Here is an 18,077-nt window from a genome sequence, read left to right on the forward strand (position 1 = left end):
AGCGAGTTTTTTTATTTAAAGCATGTGGCACTTGGTGGGTGTCACCACTGTCTTAAGGATTAACGTCATGCCTGTAATTACCTTACCCGACGGCAGCAAGCGCGAGTTTGAACACGCTGTCAGTATTCTTGATATTGCTAACGATATTGGCCCCGGTCTGGCTAAAGCGACCGTTGCTGGTCGTATTAATGGCCGTTTAGTTGACGCTTGCGAACTGGTTAACGACGATGCCAATATCGAAATCGTGACACCTCGTGATGACGCGGGTGTTGAGATTATTCGTCACTCTTGTGCGCACTTGTTAGGGCATGCCATAAAGCAACTGTTCCCGGATGTGAAAATGGCCATTGGTCCGGTCATCGACAACGGCTTTTATTATGATGTCGATATGGAACATACGCTTACGCAAGAAGATTTAGACGCTATTGAAGCGCGCATGAAAGCGTTAGCTAAGACCGAATACGATGTGGTGAAAAAGGTAGTGAGTTGGTCGGATGCGCGTGAGACTTTCGTGGCGCGTCACGAACCCTATAAAATTGAAATTCTGGATGACGATATTCCTAAAGACGCGACCCCGGGTCTTTATCATCATGAAGAGTATATCGACATGTGTCGTGGCCCACACGTGCCCAATATGCGTTTTTGTCAGCACTTCAAAATTATGAAAACTGCTGGCGCTTACTGGCGTGGTAACTCTGATAATAAGATGCTGCAACGCATCTACGGCACCGCGTGGGCCGATAAAAAGCAACTTAAAGCTTATTTGCAGCGCTTGGAAGAGGCGGAAAAACGCGACCACCGTAAAATCGGTAAAAGCCAAGATTTATTTCATTGGCAAGAGGAAGCTCCGGGTATGGTGTTTTGGCACCATAATGGCTGGACCATTTTCCGTGAGCTAGAGAATTTTATCCGCGAAAAGCTCAATGAATACGATTATCAGGAAGTTAAAGGTCCGTTCATGATGGACCGCGTGTTATGGGAAAAGTCAGGTCACTGGGAGAAGTTCTCAGAGCTGATGTTCACTACCGAATCGGAAAAGCGCGAGTATGCCATTAAACCGATGAACTGCCCGGGGCACGTGCAAATTTTTAATCAAGGCTTAAAGTCTTACCGTGATTTGCCGTTGCGCATGGCAGAATTTGGTTGTTGCCATCGTAATGAGCCTTCGGGTGCGTTGCATGGATTGATGCGTGTGCGTGGTTTTACCCAAGATGATGCGCACGTATTTTGTACTGAAAGTCAGGTGCAGGCCGAAGTCGCTAGTTGTATCGAAATGGTCTACGACACCTATCGCACCTTCGGTTTTGACCGTATTGATGTGAAACTGTCGACCCGCCCAGAAAAGCGTTTGGGTGACGATGCAACTTGGGATCGTTCTGAGGCGGCGTTAGCCGATGCCTTGAAAAGTCATGATATCGACTTCAGTTATTTACCAGGCGAGGGCGCGTTTTACGGTCCTAAAATTGAATTTACCCTGTTTGACTGTATCGGTCGTGCGTGGCAGTGCGGCACTATTCAGCTCGACTTTGCTTTACCGGGCCGCTTAGGCGCAACTTATGTTGGCGAAGATAACGAGCGCCATACACCGGTGATGATCCACCGCGCTATTTTAGGTTCGTTAGAACGCTTTATGGGCATTTTAACCGAAGAATATGCCGGTTATTTCCCATTATGGTTGGCGCCGGTGCAAGCTGTGGTGATGAATATTACCGACAAACAAGCCGATGCAGTGCAAAAAACGGTAGAAAAACTCAGTAAATTAGGGTTTAGAGCGGTTGCCGACTTGAGAAATGAGAAAATAGGCTTTAAAATCCGCGAGCACACTTTAAAACGTGTCCCTTATTTGCTGGTTATCGGCGATAAAGAAGTCGAAGCTGGTGAGGTCGCGGTGCGGACTCGCAAGGGCGAAGACCTCGGTAAGTTTAAACTAGAAAGCTTTATCGAGCAGCTCAGCAACGAAGTCAGCACGCGAAAAATTTAAACTCGGTTGGAGGAATTGACCATTAAAGGCGGAAAAAGAACTCAGAAAGCTGGTGATAAAAGTCGTATTAACGAAGAAATTCGCGTCAAAGAGGTGCGACTCATTGGCACTGATTCCGAACAACTCGGTATTGTCACTTTGGAAGAGGCGCTTAGCGCAGCAGAAGAAGCGGGTGTTGACTTAGTTGAGGTTAGCCCGAATGCTGAGCCGCCGGTCTGTCGTTTGATGGATTACGGTAAATTCCTCTACGAGAAGAGTAAAGACCTCAAAGAGCAGAAGAAAAAGCAGAAACAGATTCAGGTCAAGGAAGTTAAATTCCGACCTGGTACTGATGAAGGCGACTACCAGGTAAAACTGCGCAACCTGCGTCGCTTTCTTGAGGGAGGTGACAAAACCAAAGTCACCGTCCGTTTCCGTGGCCGGGAAATGGCGCACCAAGAACTGGGCATTGAGTTATTAACCCGTATTAAAGACGAGTTAGACGAAATTGCACAGGTCGAGTCGTTCCCAAAACGTGCCGAAGGTCGTCAGATGATTATGGTGCTGGCGCCCATTAAGAAGTGATTGTGGCTAACAAGTAGTCGCTTGCGGCTCGCCCTGTCACACTTGTCTAAAACAATGCGGAGTGGAGTAGTTTTCATGCCGAAAATGAAATCAAACAAAGGTGCTTCTAAGCGCTTTAAAAAGACTGCATCAGGTGGTTTTAAGTGCAAGCAGTCTCACTTACGTCACATTCTGACTAAGAAGACGCCTAAGCGTAAGCGTCAGCTACGTGCCAAATCAATGGTACACGAAGCCGATGTTGCATTAGTCAACCGTATGTTACCGTACGCGTAAGGAGAGATAGCAAATGGCACGAGTAAAACGTGGTGTGATCGCGCGCGCGCGTCACAAGAAAGTCCTGAAGCAGGCGAAAGGTTATTATGGTGCTCGCAGTCGCGTTTATCGCGTTGCAGTGCAAGCTGTTACTAAAGCGGGTCAATATGCTTACCGTGACCGCCGCGCTAAGAAACGTCAGTTCCGCCAACTGTGGATCGTACGTATCAACGCTGCTGCGCGTCAAAACGGTTTGTCTTACAGCCGTTTTATCAACGGTCTGAAGAAAGCATCTGTAGAGATCGATCGTAAAATTCTGGCTGATATCGCGGTTCATGATCAAGGCGGCTTTGCTGCGTTGGTTGAAAAAGCCAAAGGCGCTTTATAAGTTGCCTTAGCCCGTGACAGCAGGAATTCATGCTGATTGTCTTAGAAGGGAGCCGTAAGGCTCCCTTTTTTATGGCTTTTTGGGTATCATTACGCCTTTCTTAAATGAATACCAAGACGACACGTCAAACCGAGGAACGTCATGCAGTTAGTTGAGATTGTCGAGCAGGCCAGCGCCGCCATCGAGGCCGCCGATAGCCCTGCGGCATTAGACCAAGTACGGGTAGAGTATTTGGGTAAAAAAGGGTTGCTGACCGAACAGCTAAAAAGCTTGGGGAAACTCAGCGCCGAAGAGCGACCACTGGCGGGACAGCGCATCAACGAAGCTAAGCAGCAAGTGCAGCAACGCTTAAATCAGCGCAATGAGCAACTGAAACAAGCACAATTGGCCGAGAAGCTAGCCGCCGAACGTATTGATGTAAGTTTGCCTGGTCGCCGTCAGCAAGTGGGTGGGGTACATCCCGTACAGCAAACCATTCGTCGTATCGAAGCGTTTTTTGGTGATTTAGGCTTTAGCGTTAAACAGGGCCCCGAAGTTGAAGATGACTTTCATAATTTCGATGCCTTGAATATTCCGGCTCATCATCCTGCTCGGGCTGACCATGATACCTTTTATTTTACCCCAACCACGATGCTGCGAACGCAAACCTCCGGCGTGCAAATTCGCACCATGGAAGCTGAACAGCCACCGCTACGCATCATTTCCCCGGGGCGTGTGTATCGTAACGATTACGACCAAACCCATACGCCGATGTTTCATCAAGTAGAAGGCTTGATGGTGGATAAGGGCGTGACCTTTACTCAGCTAAAAGGTATTTTGCAGGACTTTTTGACGCACTTTTTTGAAGAGTCATTAGAAGTGCGTTTTCGACCCTCATACTTCCCCTTTACTGAACCGTCAGCGGAAGTGGATGTGCGTCGTAAAGACGGCCAGTGGTTAGAAATTTTGGGCTGCGGTATGGTTCACCCCAATGTACTTAAAGCGGTTGGTATCGACCCCGAAATATACACCGGTTTTGCCTTTGGTATGGGCGTCGAACGATTGACCATGTTGCGCTACGGCGTAAACGACTTACGCGCATTCTTCGAGAATGATTTGCGTTTTTTGAAGCAATTTAACTAAGGCGGCGGTAGAGCAATGAAATTTAGCGAATCCTGGTTACGCGAGTGGGTTAACCCTGATTTAGACAGCCAAGCGTTGGCCGACCAGTTTAGTATGGCCGGTTTAGAAGTGGATGACGTGCTACCGGTTGCCGAGGCATTTTCCGGTGTCGTAGTTGGCCATGTGGTTAGCTGTGGCCCGCATCCTGATGCTGATAAACTACAAGTGACTCAGGTTGATGTGGGCTCAGGCGAATTGCTTGATATTGTTTGTGGTGCGCCTAATTGCCGACAAGGTCTTAAGGTTGCCGTGGCCACAGTTGGTGCGGTATTACCGGGCAATTTTAAAATTAAAAAGACCAAGTTACGCGGTCAGCCCTCACATGGCATGCTGTGTTCCGCTTCTGAACTGGGACTCAGCGATGATCACGAGGGTATTAGCGAACTGCCTGAATCGGCACCCATCGGTCAAGATTATCGTCAGTACCTGCAACTTGATGACCAAATTATCGATATCGATTTAACCGCTAACCGGGGTGATTGTTTAAGCATCCGCGGTTTAGCGCGGGAGATGTCGGTATTGACTCAACAGCCCTTACAGAAACCCGATTTATCGCCGGTAGAAGTCAGTCATCAGCAACAAGTCACTGTCGACCTACAAGCGCCGCAGGCTTGTCCAAGGTATTTAGCGCGGGTTATTAAAGGCGTTGATTTAACCCAGCAAAGTCCAGTTTGGTTGACCGAACGGTTACGTCGCAGCGGCATTCGCAGTATCGATCCGGTTGTTGATGTTACCAACTATGTATTATTGGAGTTAGGTCATCCGTTGCATGGCTTTGATTTAGCTAAGATCGAGGGTGGTATTCAAGTGCGTTTCGCCAAACCGGCTGAAACACTGACCTTGTTGGATGGCAATACTGTCGAGTTGGATGATGATGTACTGGTGATTGCTGACCAGCAAAAAGCATTGGCGATGGCGGGTATTTTTGGTGGTGAAGACAGTGGTGTCAGTGCGCAAACGCAAGACATTTTACTCGAAAGTGCGTTCTTTTCACCGACGGCGATTTTAGGTAAGGCGCGTCGCTTTGGTTTGCATACCGACGCTTCACATCGCTATGAGCGTGGTGTCGATCCGCAGTTGCAGTATCAAGCGATGGAACGTGCAAGCGCCTTGCTATTGTCGATTTGCGGCGGTCAGACTGGTCCTATCGTGGCTGCCGAGGCTGAACAATATCTGCCAACCCGCGAGCAGGTCAAATTACGTGAAAGCCGTCTAGCTCAAGTCCTGGGTGTGACTATCGACACCAACGTCGTTAGCGATATTCTGACGCGTCTGGGCTTGCAACCGCAGTATGCGGGGGCTGAGTGGACTTGCCAAGCGCCGGCATGGCGCTTTGATATTGCGATTGAAGAAGATTTAATCGAAGAAGTCGCGCGTATCTATGGCTATAACCGCATTGCTGCCGAAGCGCCTGCCGCTCAATTGCGTATGACCGAGCGTCGCGAAAGCCAATTGCCGTTGACGGCATTAACCGATAATTTGGTACATCGTGGCTATCAAGAGGCTATCACTTATAGTTTTGTTGACCCTAAACATCAGGCGTTGTTGTTCAACGAAACAGCCGCTTTGAGTTTACCCAATCCAATATCGGTTGATATGTCGTCGATGCGGGTTAGTCTGTGGCCAGGTTTGATCGGTGCTGCCAGTTATAACCAGAAGCGTCAGCAACAACAAATTGCGTTATTTGAGAGTGGCCTGCGCTTTATTGCCGATGACAATGCAGATTGTGGCGTGCAACAACAGCCGATGCTGGCTGGTCTGCGTGCCGGTAAGATGTTCGGTGAACACTGGAGCGACGGCGATCGTGCGGTTGATTTTTATGATGTTAAAGGTGACGTTGAAGCCTTGATTGCACAGACCGCGGATGCTGCACAGTTTCGCTTTGTTGCCGATCAACATCCGGCCCTGCATCCCGGACAATGTGCGGCGATTTATAAAGCTGGGCGGTTAGTGGGCTACGTCGGGGCGATTCACCCTCAATTCGAAAAGCCGTTAGGTTTGAATGGACGTACGTTCGTGTTCGAAATTGAACAAGCGGCATTACTACATCGACCACTACCTGAGGCGCAGACAATTTCTAAACAGCCCTCTATGCGACGCGATATCGCGCTCGTCGTTAGCACCTCGGTGGCTGCTGGTGAGGTCTTAGCGGCAATAGAAAATATTGGCGTTAATCAGTTAGTTGGCCTAAACTTGTTTGACGTTTATCGGGGCCAAGGTGTTGCCGACGGGCAACAGAGTCTGGCGCTATCTTTAACCTTCCAACACCCTGAACGTTCGCTTGACGAACATGAGGTGAACGAAGCCATGAACACCGTTGTCAAAAAGCTTGAAAGCGAGTTTCAGGCAACTTTAAGGGATTGATTATGGCACTAACCAAAGCCGAAATGGCGGAACACTTATTCGATAAGTTAGGTCTGCCAAAACGTGATGCAAAGCAGTTAGTTGAAGATTTTTTTGATGAAATCCGAGAGTCGCTAAGCGCTGGGCAAGCGGTTAAGATTTCGGGGTTTGGTAATTTTGAATTACGAACCAAAGGCGAACGTCCTGGACGTAATCCAAAAACAGGTGAAGACATCCCAATTTCGGCGCGTACTGTGGTCACATTTCGTGCTGGTCAAAAGTTGAAAAGTCGTGTTGAAGAAGCAGAACCCGAGCAGCCTTAATGCTTGGTTTTTATCCTGCTAGCTTATCTTGTTTAATAAAAAAGCCGACATGGTGATATGTCGGCTTTTTAGTTATTTAGCGGCGTTTTAGTCTTAGCGAAAGAAAAGGCTACTAAACGGATTTAATAGACGGCTTATCCCCGAGGTAAAATGCAAGGGCGCATCTAATGCCGCCAACGTCAGACAGTCTTCCATCTGGGTTTGCGGAGAGTGCTTACGACTTGCATCTAACAAGATGAAATCGCCATCGTGATAAGAGTCAAACTCGTCGTTAAAGGTACCATTGAGTACCAACGTCGCTTCAACCCCACGATGCGTATGCTCAGGTACTTGCGCACCTTGCTCCATATAAATGAGGTTAATGCTGTCGTCGCTACCGATACTCAGGGGCGCACGCCATAACTTACCAACCATATGACTCCAATCGCCAATACGATCAGCGTTGTTAGCCAAGGTTGCTGGTAAATGGAAGCGTTTACCTTCTAGCGTGATCATTGCCGGTCCCTGGTCGCAAATGATCTGTTCAGGTGCTTCTGAGGCGAAGATAGCATCCAGCATGCGTTGACAATCATGATTAGCAAGTGCGGGTGATTCATTCACCAGATGCTTCTCACATAAACGCTCTTCTAACTCAGATACCTTTTGTTGGCAGTGCTTACACATATCAATATGAGTCGCCATAACCAGCGATAGAGCAGGGCTCAAATCGCCAGCGGCGTATTGATAAAGCATAGCGTCAGAGGGATGTGCCTTAATCATTCTCAATAATTAACTCTTTCAATTTCTTTAATGCCAGACGAGTACGAGACTTAACAGTCCCTAGAGGTATACCAAGCGAATCTGATACTTCTTGCTGAGATTTGCCTTCGATATAGATCTTCTCGACAACCTCACGCTGCGCATCGGGCAGACGTGCATAATAAGCCGAAATTTCCTGCATGAGGATACTACTGTCTAACGAATAATCGTCGGGGTCATCATTAGTTTCGGCTAAAATCGGCCATAACTCATCGGCACTAATTTCATCTTTACGATGCTTATTTTTGCGCAATAAGTCAAAGCGGATGTTCCGTGCAATGGTAAAAATCCAAGTAGAGGGAGAACCTCGGTCTGGCTTAAATAAATGGGCTTTATGCCAGACGTTGGTCATGGTTTCCTGAACCAAGTCCATTGCGGTTTGTTCGTTACCGAATTGGCGAGTTCCATATGCCTGCAATTTCGGTGCAAAATGGCTAAATAGCTCACTAAAAGCTTCCCGGCTTTTAGTTTCGGCGATATTGGCCAGCAATTGCGCTGCCCGTTCCGCGCTATCTGATTGAGCACCTTTCATAACTTTCCGTTGCGAGGCGTGATTAGACACACTTTGCATAGTTTAGACCTGCTCACTGTTAGCACAAGTTAAATTTGAATACGGCAGAAGATTTATTTTTGGATCACAAAAAAAACCTTTTTTACTGAATTAACTGCCGGAGGTAATCCAACACCTCATCCAGCGACTCAGCGGCTAACAATTGCTGCTTAGTCGCACCCTCTAAAGGTAGCAACTCCAGCCAACGTTGACAAAGCCAGTTAGCGTTATCGGTGTAACGCTGAGAATACAGTTCGCAGAGTTCAGGGTAGGTTTGGTAAATCTCTTCCAACCGTTCGCGTAATAGCTCGTCTTCACGAGTCAACGCTTGGTCAGGCCAGTTTTCCAGCAACGTTGCTTGTCCAACTCGCAGTTGGTCTTTTTCGGTGTCGATGGTTTTGAGGCGAAAACGCTGTTGGCCAGCAACGGTGATACCTAGCAAACCGTCGGGTAGGGGTTCGAAGTCAACGATTTTAGCCAATGTACCCAGCGGCCAAATATGTGAATTATCTGACTTATTACCTTGCTGATTAAGCATACAAATGCCGATACTCGCATCATCTCGCATTGCGTCTTTGACCATGCGCATATAGCGTTGCTCAAAAATACGCAGCTTCAGCCGCCCTCCGGGAAGCAAGTGTGCGGTAAGGGGAAGTAATGAAAGGCGCTCGATAACTGCCATAATTTGCCTATAACACCTATTACATAAACGAGTGAGTAAAAGCGAAAACCTTGCTGAGTCTTGATTAGCAGTAAATTACGTTAGCGCGGATTGTTTTGGATCTAAAAAAAATCACAAATTCTTAAAAACTCTTTGCGCCACTACAACGTAATGCTAAAGGAGTTTGTTTTCATGAGTTTATCAGACAATCCTATGATCAAAGTTGGAATCAGTGCTTGCTTACTCGGCGATGAGGTAAGGTATGACGGTGGACATAAGCGCTTCGGTTTTTGTACCGATGAACTTAGTCGCCATGTCGAATTTGTTAAATATTGCCCCGAAGTTGGCATTGGCCTATCAACGCCTAGAGACACTATTCAATTACAACAATCGTCGCGCGGTACGCGTGCGGTGATCAATAAAACGGGTATCGATGTCACCGACGCGCTGCAGAGCTTCGCGGAACGAGTTGGTGCCGTCAGTGGCGACCTCAGCGGCTACATCTTTTGTGCAAAATCGCCTAGCTGTGGCATGGAGCGTGTCAAGCTTTATGACAGCGAAACCGGTCACGCCAAAAAAGCCGGTATCGGTATTTTTGCTGCGCGTATTAAGCAACGATTTCCCGCTCTACCGACCGAAGAGAACGGCCGTTTAAACGATCCCTTATTACGTGAAAATTTTATCATGCGGGTATTCGTGTACGCCGAATGGCAGCAGTTGTTAGCAGGGTCCGTAAGTCACGACTTAAACAAGGCTGATTTACTTGCTTTTCACCAACGCTTGAAACTGTTGTTACTGGCGCACGATCAACAGGCTTATCGTCAGCTTGGGCGCTTGCTCGCAGAACAACAAAGCACCGATGCTGAGTTTTGCCAACGCTATATTGAAGCGACTATGGCTGCGCTAAGCCAACCGGCGAGTCGACGCAATCAAACGAATGTATTACAACACATCCAAGGTTACTTTAAGCACGATCTTAGCGCTGATGAAAAACAAGAATTGAGCCAGTTGATTCTGGATTATCATCAAGGTATCGAGCCGTTATTGGCGCCGCTAACTCTGCTGCAACATTTTCAACGCTTATATCCCAAGGATTATTTGCAGCAACAGCGCTATTTACAGCCTTATCCAAAGTCGCTGAAACTACGCTACGGACTCTAAATCATGGCAACAGCAATCTGGTTTAAACAAGATTTACGTATCACCGATAACCCGGCTGTAGCTGATGCTCTGCAGCGCGCAAACGCTGATGAAGCGGTGTTTGGTATTTTTGTTGCCACCCCGGCGACTTGGCATGTGCATGATTGGGCGCCGATAAAAGCGGATTTTTTATGGCGTCATTTACAAGCTTTTAATGAAGAGTTGGCGCAGCAAGGCATTCAATTACAGGTTATCAATGCACAGCGCTTTAGCGAAGTGCCGGGGGTATTGGCACGCTTCTGTCAGCAGCATGAGATTAATTACCTTGCCTACAATCACGAGTATCCTGTGCATGAGGCCAATCGTGACCGTGCGGTCCAAGCATGGCTACAGCAGCACCAGGTGGTCTGTCAGGGCTGGCATGGGGCGCTGTTAGTCCCGCCGCAGGCGGTGCGCACGCAACAGGGCAGTTATTATCAAAAATTTACCCCTTTCAATCGGGCTTGGCGTAAGCATTTAGCCAGCCATGCTGACTGGCAACCCGTCAGCTTGCCGCAGCGTAAAGCGCTGTCGCCGGTAGCGCTACCGGACTGCCCTTATCCACGGCGCGATAGTAGCGCGTGGCCGGTGAGTGAGAAATCGGCGAAACAACGCCTGACTCGCTATATCAACGAGTTAATCGATGATTATAAGCGCGACCGAGACTATCCTGCGCGCGACAATACGTCACGTTTATCGCCCTATTGGGAGTTGGGGTTACTGTCGCCACGTACGGCGGCAAGGCGTTTGTTAGAACACTCTCCGCAGTTTCCCGAGGGCTTAAAAGTCGGCGCCGATACCTGGTTAACCGAATTGGCGTGGCGCGAGTTTTATCAACACCTGATGCAGCATGAGCCGCGCCTGAGTAAAGGCCAGAGCTTTATTCGTTACGCCGACGATATGCAATGGCGACAAAGCGACGAAGATTTTCGTCGTTGGTGCGAGGGACGTACCGGCGTACCCATTGTCGATGCGGGTATCCGGCAATTGCTACAGGAAGGCTGGATGCATAACCGAGTGCGCATGATTGTGGCTAATTTTTTGGTAAAAGACTTAATGCTTGATTGGCGTCTGGGTGAACGTTTTTTTATGCAACAGCTAATTGATGGTAGCTTTCCAGCGAATAACGGTGGTTGGCAGTGGAGTGCATCGGTGGGAACCGATGCCGTACCGTATTTCCGTGTCTTTAACCCCTTCAAACAAAGCGAAAAATTTGATCCCGACGGTGTTTACATTCGTAACTGGGTGAAAGAACTCGAGACGGTGCCGACGGCACATATCCATCAGCCACGCGGCTGGTTAGAAAAGCACGGGCGTGACGATTATCCAGCGCCGATGGTTGATCACGCCGCGGCTCGAGAGACATTCATCAACAGCTTTAAACGGGTGAAAAATGGCTAAACAGGCACTGATCGACGAGTTTAAAGACTTTTACGACGAATTAGAGAGCGACAAGCTGGATGAGTTAGCAAACTTGTACCATGAAGACGTCACGTTTTCTGATCCGATTCATCAAATTGTTGGCCGTGATCAACTGCACGATTATTTTAAAAATTTGATGGAAAATGTCGAGTATTGTCACTTTGCTTTTGATGATGAACTGGTCACCGATGAAAAAGCTTTTTTTGCCTGGCAAATGCGTTATAGCCATCCCAAATTGGCTAGCGGTGCAGAAATCGTCTTGCCCGGCGTCACATACTTAACCTTTGCAGATGGCAAAATTCGTACTCATCAAGACTTTTATGATGTGGGTGCTATGTTGTATGAACATGTGCCGCTGGTGGGCTATGTCATCGATAAAATTAAACAACGATTGGTGAACGACTAATGAACATCGTGATCACTGGTGCCACCTCCGGTATCGGTAAGCAATTGGCCTTAGATTACGCTGCTGCAGGACACCATGTGGTGGCCTGTGGCCGTAACCAAGAAGCGTTACAACAGCTTCAGCAACGCTTTGAGCAGCAGATTGCTAGTTTGTGTTTTGACGTAACCGATAAAGCGCAAACCATACAACAACTGGCAACACTGACCGATGTTGACTGCGTCATCTTATGTGCTGGTGTTTGCGAGTATTTAGATGTCGAGCGCTTTGATAGCGATATGTTTGAACGAGTCTATCGGGTCAACGTATTTGGCATGATGCATTGTGTCGAAGCGATACTGCCCAATTTAAAAGCCGGAAGTCGCTTGGTATTGGTGGGTAGTAGTGCGCGACTGGTGCCGTTTACTCGAGCGCAAGTTTATGGTTCATCCAAGGCTGCGATTGATTATATTGCACGTAGCCTTGAAGTTGATTTGAAAGCACGTGGTATACGCGTGCAATCGGTATCGCCTGGCTTTGTTGAAACGCCGATGACCGATGCGAATGATTTTGAAATGCCGATGCGCGTGAGTGTTGATAAAGCCTCTAAAGCGATTCGTCGTGGTATCGAAAAGAACAAAACGGATATCGCTTTTCCTACCTTTTTTGCGTTATTTCTGAAGTTCATCGCGCGCTTGCCAGCCAGTTGGCAGGTAGCGATATCAAAACGTTTGGCCTGACCCTGTAAGGATAATTGTTAGTGAAGCAAATAGCGGTAATTGGTAGCGGTATTTCTGGGTTAGTTTGTGCCCATTTACTCGCTCGTCGACACCAGGTTTCGGTGTTCGAAAAAAGTGAAAAAATTGGCGGTCATACCGCCACCGTTGACATCAATATTGCAGGCCAAGACTACGCGGTTGATACCGGGTTTATTGTTTTTAATGACCGCACTTATCCCAACTTTAAAAAGTTACTATCGCAACTTAAGGTGGCGTGGCGCGACACTGAAATGAGTTTTAGCGTGACCGACCCGGTATCGGGTCTGGAATATAACGGTCATAATTTAAACACCTTGTTCGCGCAGCGAAAGAATTTATTTAAAGCTAGCTTTTATCGTTTGTTGAGCGGCATTTTGCGATTTAACAAAGCGGCAAAAGCGGCGTTAGCCGCAGGCGAGGATACCGATAATCGCCGCTTAGGTGATTTTTTAGCGCAACATGATATCGACGATGACGTTGCGGATCGGTATTTATTACCCATGATAGCGGCGATTTGGTCGGCTAGTTTGGCCGAAGCTAAAGACTTTCCACTGGGCTTTTTTCTGCGCTTTTTTGACCATCATGGTTTGCTCAATGTCGCCGACAGACCACAGTGGCATACCATCGTTGGTGGTTCGCGCAGTTATTTGCCGGCCTTAACCGCCGGATTTAGCGACAACATTCACGTAAATAGCGATATTCGTGCGATTGAACGTAATCAGCAGGGGGCGCTACTGACTTTTGCGGACAATCGCCAACAACAGTTTGATGAAGTCATACTGGCGTGCCATAGCGACCAGGCGTTAGCGTTACTCCGTTATGCCAGCGCCAGCGAACGGCAAATTCTCGGCGCTATTCCTTATCAAGCTAATCAAGTGGTGCTGCATACCGACGCTAGCTTGTTACCGCAACAGCGACGCGCTTGGGCGAGTTGGAATTATCTATTACATGGCGATAGCCAACGGCCCAGTTCAGTCACCTATAATATGAATATTCTACAGGGTATTGATGCCCCAGAAACCTTGTGTGTGACGCTGAACAACAGCGCAATGATCGCCGCTGACAAAATTTTAGCTGAGTTTGTCTATCATCACCCGGTTTACTCGATTGAGTCACTGGCGGCTCGAGGTCAGCGTGAGCAGATTTGTGGTCAGCAACATACCCACTTTTGTGGCGCCTATTGGTATAACGGCTTTCATGAAGACGGCGTACGTAGCGCTATCGATGTTGCCAAGCGCTTTGGTGAACAATTATGAGTTTAGCCAGCCGCATTTATACGGGATCCGTCAGCCATCGACGCTGGTCACCTAAGGCACATAGCTTTCGTTACCGTTTTATGCAGTGGTGGCTGGCACTGGATGAGTTGCCTCAAGTCGCGACTAAGAGTCGCTGGTTTTCGTTAAATCGCTTTAATTTGCTGCAGTTCCGTTACGCTGATTATTTACCGGATGCGCGAGCCGAAAATGCCGAGCAATTAAGCGCAGCGGTGTTGGCAAAAATGTCAGCACTAAGTGGGCAGCCGTTGCAAGGACGCGTATTTGCGCTGGTTAATCTGCGCACCTTAGGGCTCTATTTTAGTCCGCTTAATTGTTATTTTTTGGCCGACCAACAAGGTCGCTATAGTCATATGTTGGCGGAGGTGAGCAATACGCCTTGGTTGCAGCGCCACTATTATGTGCTTCAATTAGAAGCCAGCAAAGACGATAAAGCCGCGTCCGCTAGTGCGGTTTATCGCCGCATCACTCATGATAAAGCCTTTCATGTATCGCCCTTTAATCCGATGGATATGCATTATCAATGGCGTATTTCAGCGCCAGCAGAGCATTTGCGTATGCAAATAGATGCGTTTCGTCATGGCGATAAGCACTTTAATGCCAGTGTAGATATGTCAGCAAGCCCAGTAAACGCTAAAGGCATTGCTCGCGTATTAAGACAATATCCAGTAATGACGTTACGCATTGTATTAGGCATTTATTGGCAGGCGCTCAAACTATTTTTTAAACGCGTACCGTTTTACGGACATCCAGACAACAACAAAGGTAAAGGATAAAAGGATGCCAAGCACAGAGTCAGTCACCAACAATAGCGTTGACCAGCTATCGTGGGTAGACAAACAGAGTCGCCGTGTGGCGCTAAAGCTGCTTTCCTATTTAAAACAGGGGCAGTTACATCTACAAGAGCAAAATGGTGAACAGTGGCATTTTGGCGACCCTAATAGTGATATTAAGGCCCATGTGACGGTGTTGGATGGGCGTTTTTATCGTCGCTTATTAGTCGGTGGCAGCATCGCTGCTGGTGAAACTTACGTTGATAATTATTGGCAGACGCCAGATTTGACCAGCGTCATCCGTATTTTCGCACGCAACTTACCGGCCTTGGATAAGCTTGAAGGACGCTTGGGATGGTTAAGTTATCCCATGCAGCGTTTATCACATTGGCGACGTCGTAATCACAAACAGCAAGCGAAACAAAATATTGCTGCGCACTACGATTTGGGGAACGAGTTATACCGTCGTTTTCTTGACCCCCGCATGCAATACAGTAGCGCCATTTATAAAACGTCGGCGATGTCGTTAGCTGATGCGCAAGCGGCTAAATTAACCGCGCTTTGTGACTCGCTTAAGTTAACTGCCGACGATCACTTATTAGAAATCGGGACCGGCTGGGGTGGGCTGGCGGTATTTGCTGCACAGCGCTATGGTTGCCGGGTAACCACCACGACTATTTCTGCGGAACAATACCGTTACGCGCAAGAACAAGTGGCTGCGCACGGCCTAACTCAGCAAATTACGCTATTAAAAGAAGATTATCGCGATTTGCAAGGACAATACGACAAGTTGGTGTCGGTGGAAATGATTGAAGCGGTGGGTAAGCGTTATTTACCGAGCTTTTTTAAACAGTGCAATCGTCTGTTAAAAGATAACGGCAAAATGGCATTACAAGCCATCACCATTGCTGATCAACGAATGAACAGTTACGCCCGCTCAGTCGATTTTATTCAGCGTCACATATTTCCAGGCGGCTTTTTGCCGTCGTTGCAATTGATGTTGAAATTGTTCACCGAGCATACCGATATGGTAGTGCGGCAGGTGCAAGACATTGGTTTGGACTACGCTCAGACCTTGCGTGATTGGCGCAAAAACTTTGATCAACACCTACCTGAACTGGCTGAATACGGCTATGACGAACGTTTTAAACGTCTATGGCACTATTATTTGAGTTACTGCGAGGGTGGTTTTAGTGAGCGCACCGTTTCTGCGCTGCAATTACTGGCCACCAAGCCAGCGGCCCGAGGTCCACTGTAATGTCCTATGTGGCGGCGTTAGCCAGTTTTCTATTGTTTGATTTAATTTGGTTTAGCGCCGTCGCTGGCCGCCAAGATTGGCTTTTGGTAAGCGCCGCTCTGGTGCTGTTGCAGTGGCTCCTGTGTGGTTGGCGGAAGCAACTGAGTTGGCGCTTAAGCGGCAGCTTATTTGTCGCCGGCATCGTGTTGGAACTTAGCGTCAGTCAATTAGGCTTTATCGAGTTTAACGGGGGCTGGTTACCCAGTTGGTTATTGCTGTTGTGGCTTGGTTTTGCGGCGATGGCCCCGGTGGCGTTTGCATGGTTAGCGCATAAGCCCGTTATCGCCGCTTTGTTAGGCGCGTTGTTTGCGCCTATTAGTTATATCGTTGGGGTCAAATTAGGTGCTGCTAGTAGTACCAATTTAGTGCTGCTTTATCTCGCTTATGCGGTTGCCTATGCCCTCTATATGGTGTTGCTCAGTGCAGCGCTGAAACGCTTCGCAACAAGCACAATGTTATCGAGGTGAACATGTCCTTAGCAAATAGAAAAACAGGCTACTTATCGGCGTTAGCGATACTGCTGGTCAGCGCTTGGCAATCCAATGCGCAAGCACAGAGTTGCCAGATTGAACCGTTGAGTGAGTTAAAAAAAGTGGGGGAAACGCGTCTCAGTGTTTGGTTATGGGATGTTTATGACGCCACATTGTATACCGCTGAGGGTAACTATCCCGACGGCGGCCGTCGCGCCTTACAATTGGTTTATCTGCGCGATATCAAAGCGGCGGATCTGATCGAGACCACCGAAGAAGAATGGCAAAAGCAAGGTATTGCGATCGATCAGCAGGCTCAGCAATGGCTTAAACAACTCACCTCGATTTGGCCTGATGTCAACGAGGGCGACTGTTTAGTATTGGTCGAAGGTGAGCAGGGCGAGGCGATATTTTACAACGCCGAAAAGCGCTTGGGCGAAATCGATAGTCAGCGTTTTACCGACGACTTTTTAGCAATTTGGCTATCTGAAAAGAGTCGTTTTAAGGAAGAACGCCAACAATTAATAGGAGCACAACCATGAAACTTGGTTATCAAGCATTGGTGTTAGTGGCAGTGTTACTGCTAAGCGCTTGCTCGGCAGATATCAGTGACTACCGTAGTGAGCAACCACAATTAAAACTTGAGCAGTTTTTCCAAGGCGATTTAATTGCATACGGTACCGTCCAGGATTATAGCGGTAAGGTGATTCAACGCTTTCGGGTAGAGTTGCAAGGCAGTTGGGATGGCGACCAAGGTGAATTAGCGGAACAATTTTATTATGCCGATGGACGTCAACAGGAACGTGTTTGGAAGCTGCGTAAAACCGGCCCAGATAGCTACGAGGGTCGAGCCGGCGATGTGGAAGGGGTGGCAAGCGGCCAAGTTGCCGGTAACGCGTTTCATTGGACCTACGATTTAGAGGTTGAAGTTGATGGTGAGCCGATGGTGCTAGGTATTGATGACTGGATGTATTTGGTCGATGAAAATAACCTGATTAATCGAAGTAAAATGTATAAATATGGCTTGCCGGTAGGCGAAATAACGCTGTATATTGGCCGCCGTTAAGACGTGTTTGATAATGAGTCGCCAAGCCTTGGCGACTCAAGTTTTATTCAGTCGCGCCGATATCAGTTAAAACCCTCAGTAGAGCATAAGGTCATCATGGCAGTCGGACCCACTTTTGTGTACAACAGCCCACGCATTTTAGGGCAAACCGTATTTATTAAGCGTGGCCCGCATCAGGGCAAGCTGGGTATGGTGCGAAAACAAGTGGATGACGATCATTTTACCGTGACCCATGGCGATTTTGGTGACCAGCATATTACTTTCGAGCGTGGTGAGTTTTTAGTTTATCGTCACCGAAAAATGCGCATTCCTATCGACCGTGTCATCGGCAAATCTCCGAATGTCATTTAACCCTCCGGTAGCTAACCAGAATTAAAGCTAGCGATACCGTCATGGCGCATAACACTGCTCGCTAGCTGTTGCTCATGCTGTTGG

Annotated in this window: 21 protein-coding genes; 18 read left to right on the top strand and 3 right to left on the bottom strand. The window is 48.0% G+C overall.

Translation table 11 applies throughout. The features are described 5' to 3' along the window. Window positions 1-67 precede the first annotated feature (67 nt). The 7 genes from thrS (at window position 68) to A10D4_RS01570 (ending at window position 7,012) form a co-directional block, all read left to right on the top strand. Window positions 68-1,981 carry a threonine--tRNA ligase gene (thrS, locus tag A10D4_RS01540; RefSeq protein ID WP_008487287.1) on the top strand — a complete coding sequence of 638 codons (1,914 nt, stop codon included), beginning with the start codon at window positions 68-70 and terminating at the stop codon, window positions 1,979-1,981. A gap of 6 nt (window positions 1,982-1,987) precedes the next feature. Further along, complete coding sequence (gene infC / locus A10D4_RS01545) at window positions 1,988-2,545, top strand: translation initiation factor IF-3 (RefSeq protein WP_192811497.1); 558 nt, start codon at window positions 1,988-1,990, stop codon at window positions 2,543-2,545. Between the two features lie 75 nt (window positions 2,546-2,620). After that, window positions 2,621-2,818: a 50S ribosomal protein L35 gene (gene rpmI / locus A10D4_RS01550; protein WP_008487289.1), complete on the top strand. Its 198-nt coding sequence runs from the start codon at window positions 2,621-2,623 to the stop codon at window positions 2,816-2,818. Between the two features lie 13 nt (window positions 2,819-2,831). Beyond that, a complete protein-coding gene (gene rplT, locus A10D4_RS01555; protein WP_008487290.1) occupies window positions 2,832-3,185 on the top strand; it encodes a 50S ribosomal protein L20 in 354 nt (117 codons plus the stop codon). A 141-nt stretch (window positions 3,186-3,326) separates the two neighbouring features. Then, window positions 3,327-4,307: a phenylalanine--tRNA ligase subunit alpha gene (gene pheS, locus A10D4_RS01560; protein ID WP_008487291.1), complete on the top strand. Its 981-nt coding sequence runs from the start codon at window positions 3,327-3,329 to the stop codon at window positions 4,305-4,307. A 15-nt stretch (window positions 4,308-4,322) separates the two neighbouring features. Then, window positions 4,323-6,710 carry a phenylalanine--tRNA ligase subunit beta gene (pheT, locus tag A10D4_RS01565; protein WP_008487293.1) on the top strand — a complete coding sequence of 796 codons (2,388 nt, stop codon included), beginning with the start codon at window positions 4,323-4,325 and terminating at the stop codon, window positions 6,708-6,710. Window positions 6,711-6,712: 2 nt separating this feature from the next. Further along, complete coding sequence (locus A10D4_RS01570) at window positions 6,713-7,012, top strand: integration host factor subunit alpha (protein WP_008487294.1); 300 nt, start codon at window positions 6,713-6,715, stop codon at window positions 7,010-7,012. Window positions 7,013-7,105: 93 nt separating this feature from the next. Here the strand turns inward: A10D4_RS01570 and A10D4_RS01575 are convergent, their stop codons facing one another. The 3 genes from A10D4_RS01575 to A10D4_RS01585 form a co-directional block, all read right to left on the bottom strand. Next, the gene (locus A10D4_RS01575; protein ID WP_008487296.1) at window positions 7,106-7,771 is read right to left on the bottom strand and encodes a ChrR family anti-sigma-E factor; all 666 of its coding nucleotides are present in this window, start codon (window positions 7,769-7,771) and stop codon (window positions 7,106-7,108) included. Beyond that, window positions 7,764-8,381, bottom strand: a complete 618-nt coding sequence (locus A10D4_RS01580; protein WP_008487299.1) for a sigma-70 family RNA polymerase sigma factor — start codon at window positions 8,379-8,381, stop codon at window positions 7,764-7,766. Before A10D4_RS01580 ends, A10D4_RS01575 begins: the two co-directional genes overlap by 8 nt. 82 nt (window positions 8,382-8,463) lie before the next feature. Beyond that, window positions 8,464-9,042 (bottom strand): LON peptidase substrate-binding domain-containing protein, encoded by a 579-nt coding sequence (locus tag A10D4_RS01585; RefSeq protein ID WP_008487300.1) that lies wholly within the window; start codon window positions 9,040-9,042, stop codon window positions 8,464-8,466. A gap of 171 nt (window positions 9,043-9,213) precedes the next feature. Here A10D4_RS01585 and A10D4_RS01590 point away from each other — a divergent pair, with 171 nt between their 5' ends. The 11 genes from A10D4_RS01590 to A10D4_RS01640 all read left to right on the top strand — a co-directional run bounded on the left by A10D4_RS01590 (window position 9,214) and on the right by A10D4_RS01640 (window position 17,993). Next, on the top strand, window positions 9,214-10,182 hold the full coding sequence (locus tag A10D4_RS01590; protein WP_008487301.1) for a YbgA family protein: 969 nt from the start codon (window positions 9,214-9,216) through the stop codon (window positions 10,180-10,182). Window positions 10,183-10,185: 3 nt separating this feature from the next. Further along, complete coding sequence (gene phrB / locus A10D4_RS01595; protein WP_008487302.1) at window positions 10,186-11,601, top strand: deoxyribodipyrimidine photo-lyase; 1,416 nt, start codon at window positions 10,186-10,188, stop codon at window positions 11,599-11,601. After that, the gene (locus A10D4_RS01600) at window positions 11,594-12,028 is read left to right on the top strand and encodes a nuclear transport factor 2 family protein (RefSeq protein ID WP_008487303.1); all 435 of its coding nucleotides are present in this window, start codon (window positions 11,594-11,596) and stop codon (window positions 12,026-12,028) included. Before phrB ends, A10D4_RS01600 begins: the two co-directional genes overlap by 8 nt. Further along, window positions 12,028-12,744 (top strand): SDR family NAD(P)-dependent oxidoreductase, encoded by a 717-nt coding sequence (locus A10D4_RS01605; RefSeq protein WP_008487304.1) that lies wholly within the window; start codon window positions 12,028-12,030, stop codon window positions 12,742-12,744. The genes A10D4_RS01600 and A10D4_RS01605 overlap by 1 nt, the downstream gene beginning before the upstream one ends. 20 nt (window positions 12,745-12,764) lie before the next feature. Then, window positions 12,765-14,018 (top strand): NAD(P)/FAD-dependent oxidoreductase, encoded by a 1,254-nt coding sequence (locus A10D4_RS01610; protein WP_008487305.1) that lies wholly within the window; start codon window positions 12,765-12,767, stop codon window positions 14,016-14,018. Continuing rightward, the gene (locus A10D4_RS01615; protein WP_008487306.1) at window positions 14,015-14,812 is read left to right on the top strand and encodes a DUF1365 domain-containing protein; all 798 of its coding nucleotides are present in this window, start codon (window positions 14,015-14,017) and stop codon (window positions 14,810-14,812) included. Before A10D4_RS01610 ends, A10D4_RS01615 begins: the two co-directional genes overlap by 4 nt. Before the next feature lie 4 nt (window positions 14,813-14,816). Next, window positions 14,817-16,067 carry an SAM-dependent methyltransferase gene (locus tag A10D4_RS01620; RefSeq protein ID WP_008487309.1) on the top strand — a complete coding sequence of 417 codons (1,251 nt, stop codon included), beginning with the start codon at window positions 14,817-14,819 and terminating at the stop codon, window positions 16,065-16,067. Then, entirely contained in the window at window positions 16,067-16,573 is a 507-nt protein-coding gene (locus A10D4_RS01625; protein WP_008487310.1) for a DUF2878 family protein, read from the top strand. The genes A10D4_RS01620 and A10D4_RS01625 overlap by 1 nt, the downstream gene beginning before the upstream one ends. 2 nt (window positions 16,574-16,575) lie before the next feature. After that, window positions 16,576-17,118: a chalcone isomerase family protein gene (locus tag A10D4_RS01630; protein ID WP_008487311.1), complete on the top strand. Its 543-nt coding sequence runs from the start codon at window positions 16,576-16,578 to the stop codon at window positions 17,116-17,118. After that, the gene (locus tag A10D4_RS01635; protein ID WP_008487312.1) at window positions 17,115-17,642 is read left to right on the top strand and encodes a DUF3833 domain-containing protein; all 528 of its coding nucleotides are present in this window, start codon (window positions 17,115-17,117) and stop codon (window positions 17,640-17,642) included. The genes A10D4_RS01630 and A10D4_RS01635 overlap by 4 nt, the downstream gene beginning before the upstream one ends. A 96-nt stretch (window positions 17,643-17,738) precedes the next feature. Then, window positions 17,739-17,993, top strand: a complete 255-nt coding sequence (locus A10D4_RS01640; protein WP_008487313.1) for a DUF3912 family protein — start codon at window positions 17,739-17,741, stop codon at window positions 17,991-17,993. Window positions 17,994-18,077 lie beyond the last annotated feature (84 nt).

Origin of the sequence: Idiomarina xiamenensis 10-D-4, assembly GCF_000299895.1 — a bacterium.
Classification (GTDB): Bacteria; Pseudomonadota; Gammaproteobacteria; order Enterobacterales; family Alteromonadaceae; genus Idiomarina; species Idiomarina xiamenensis.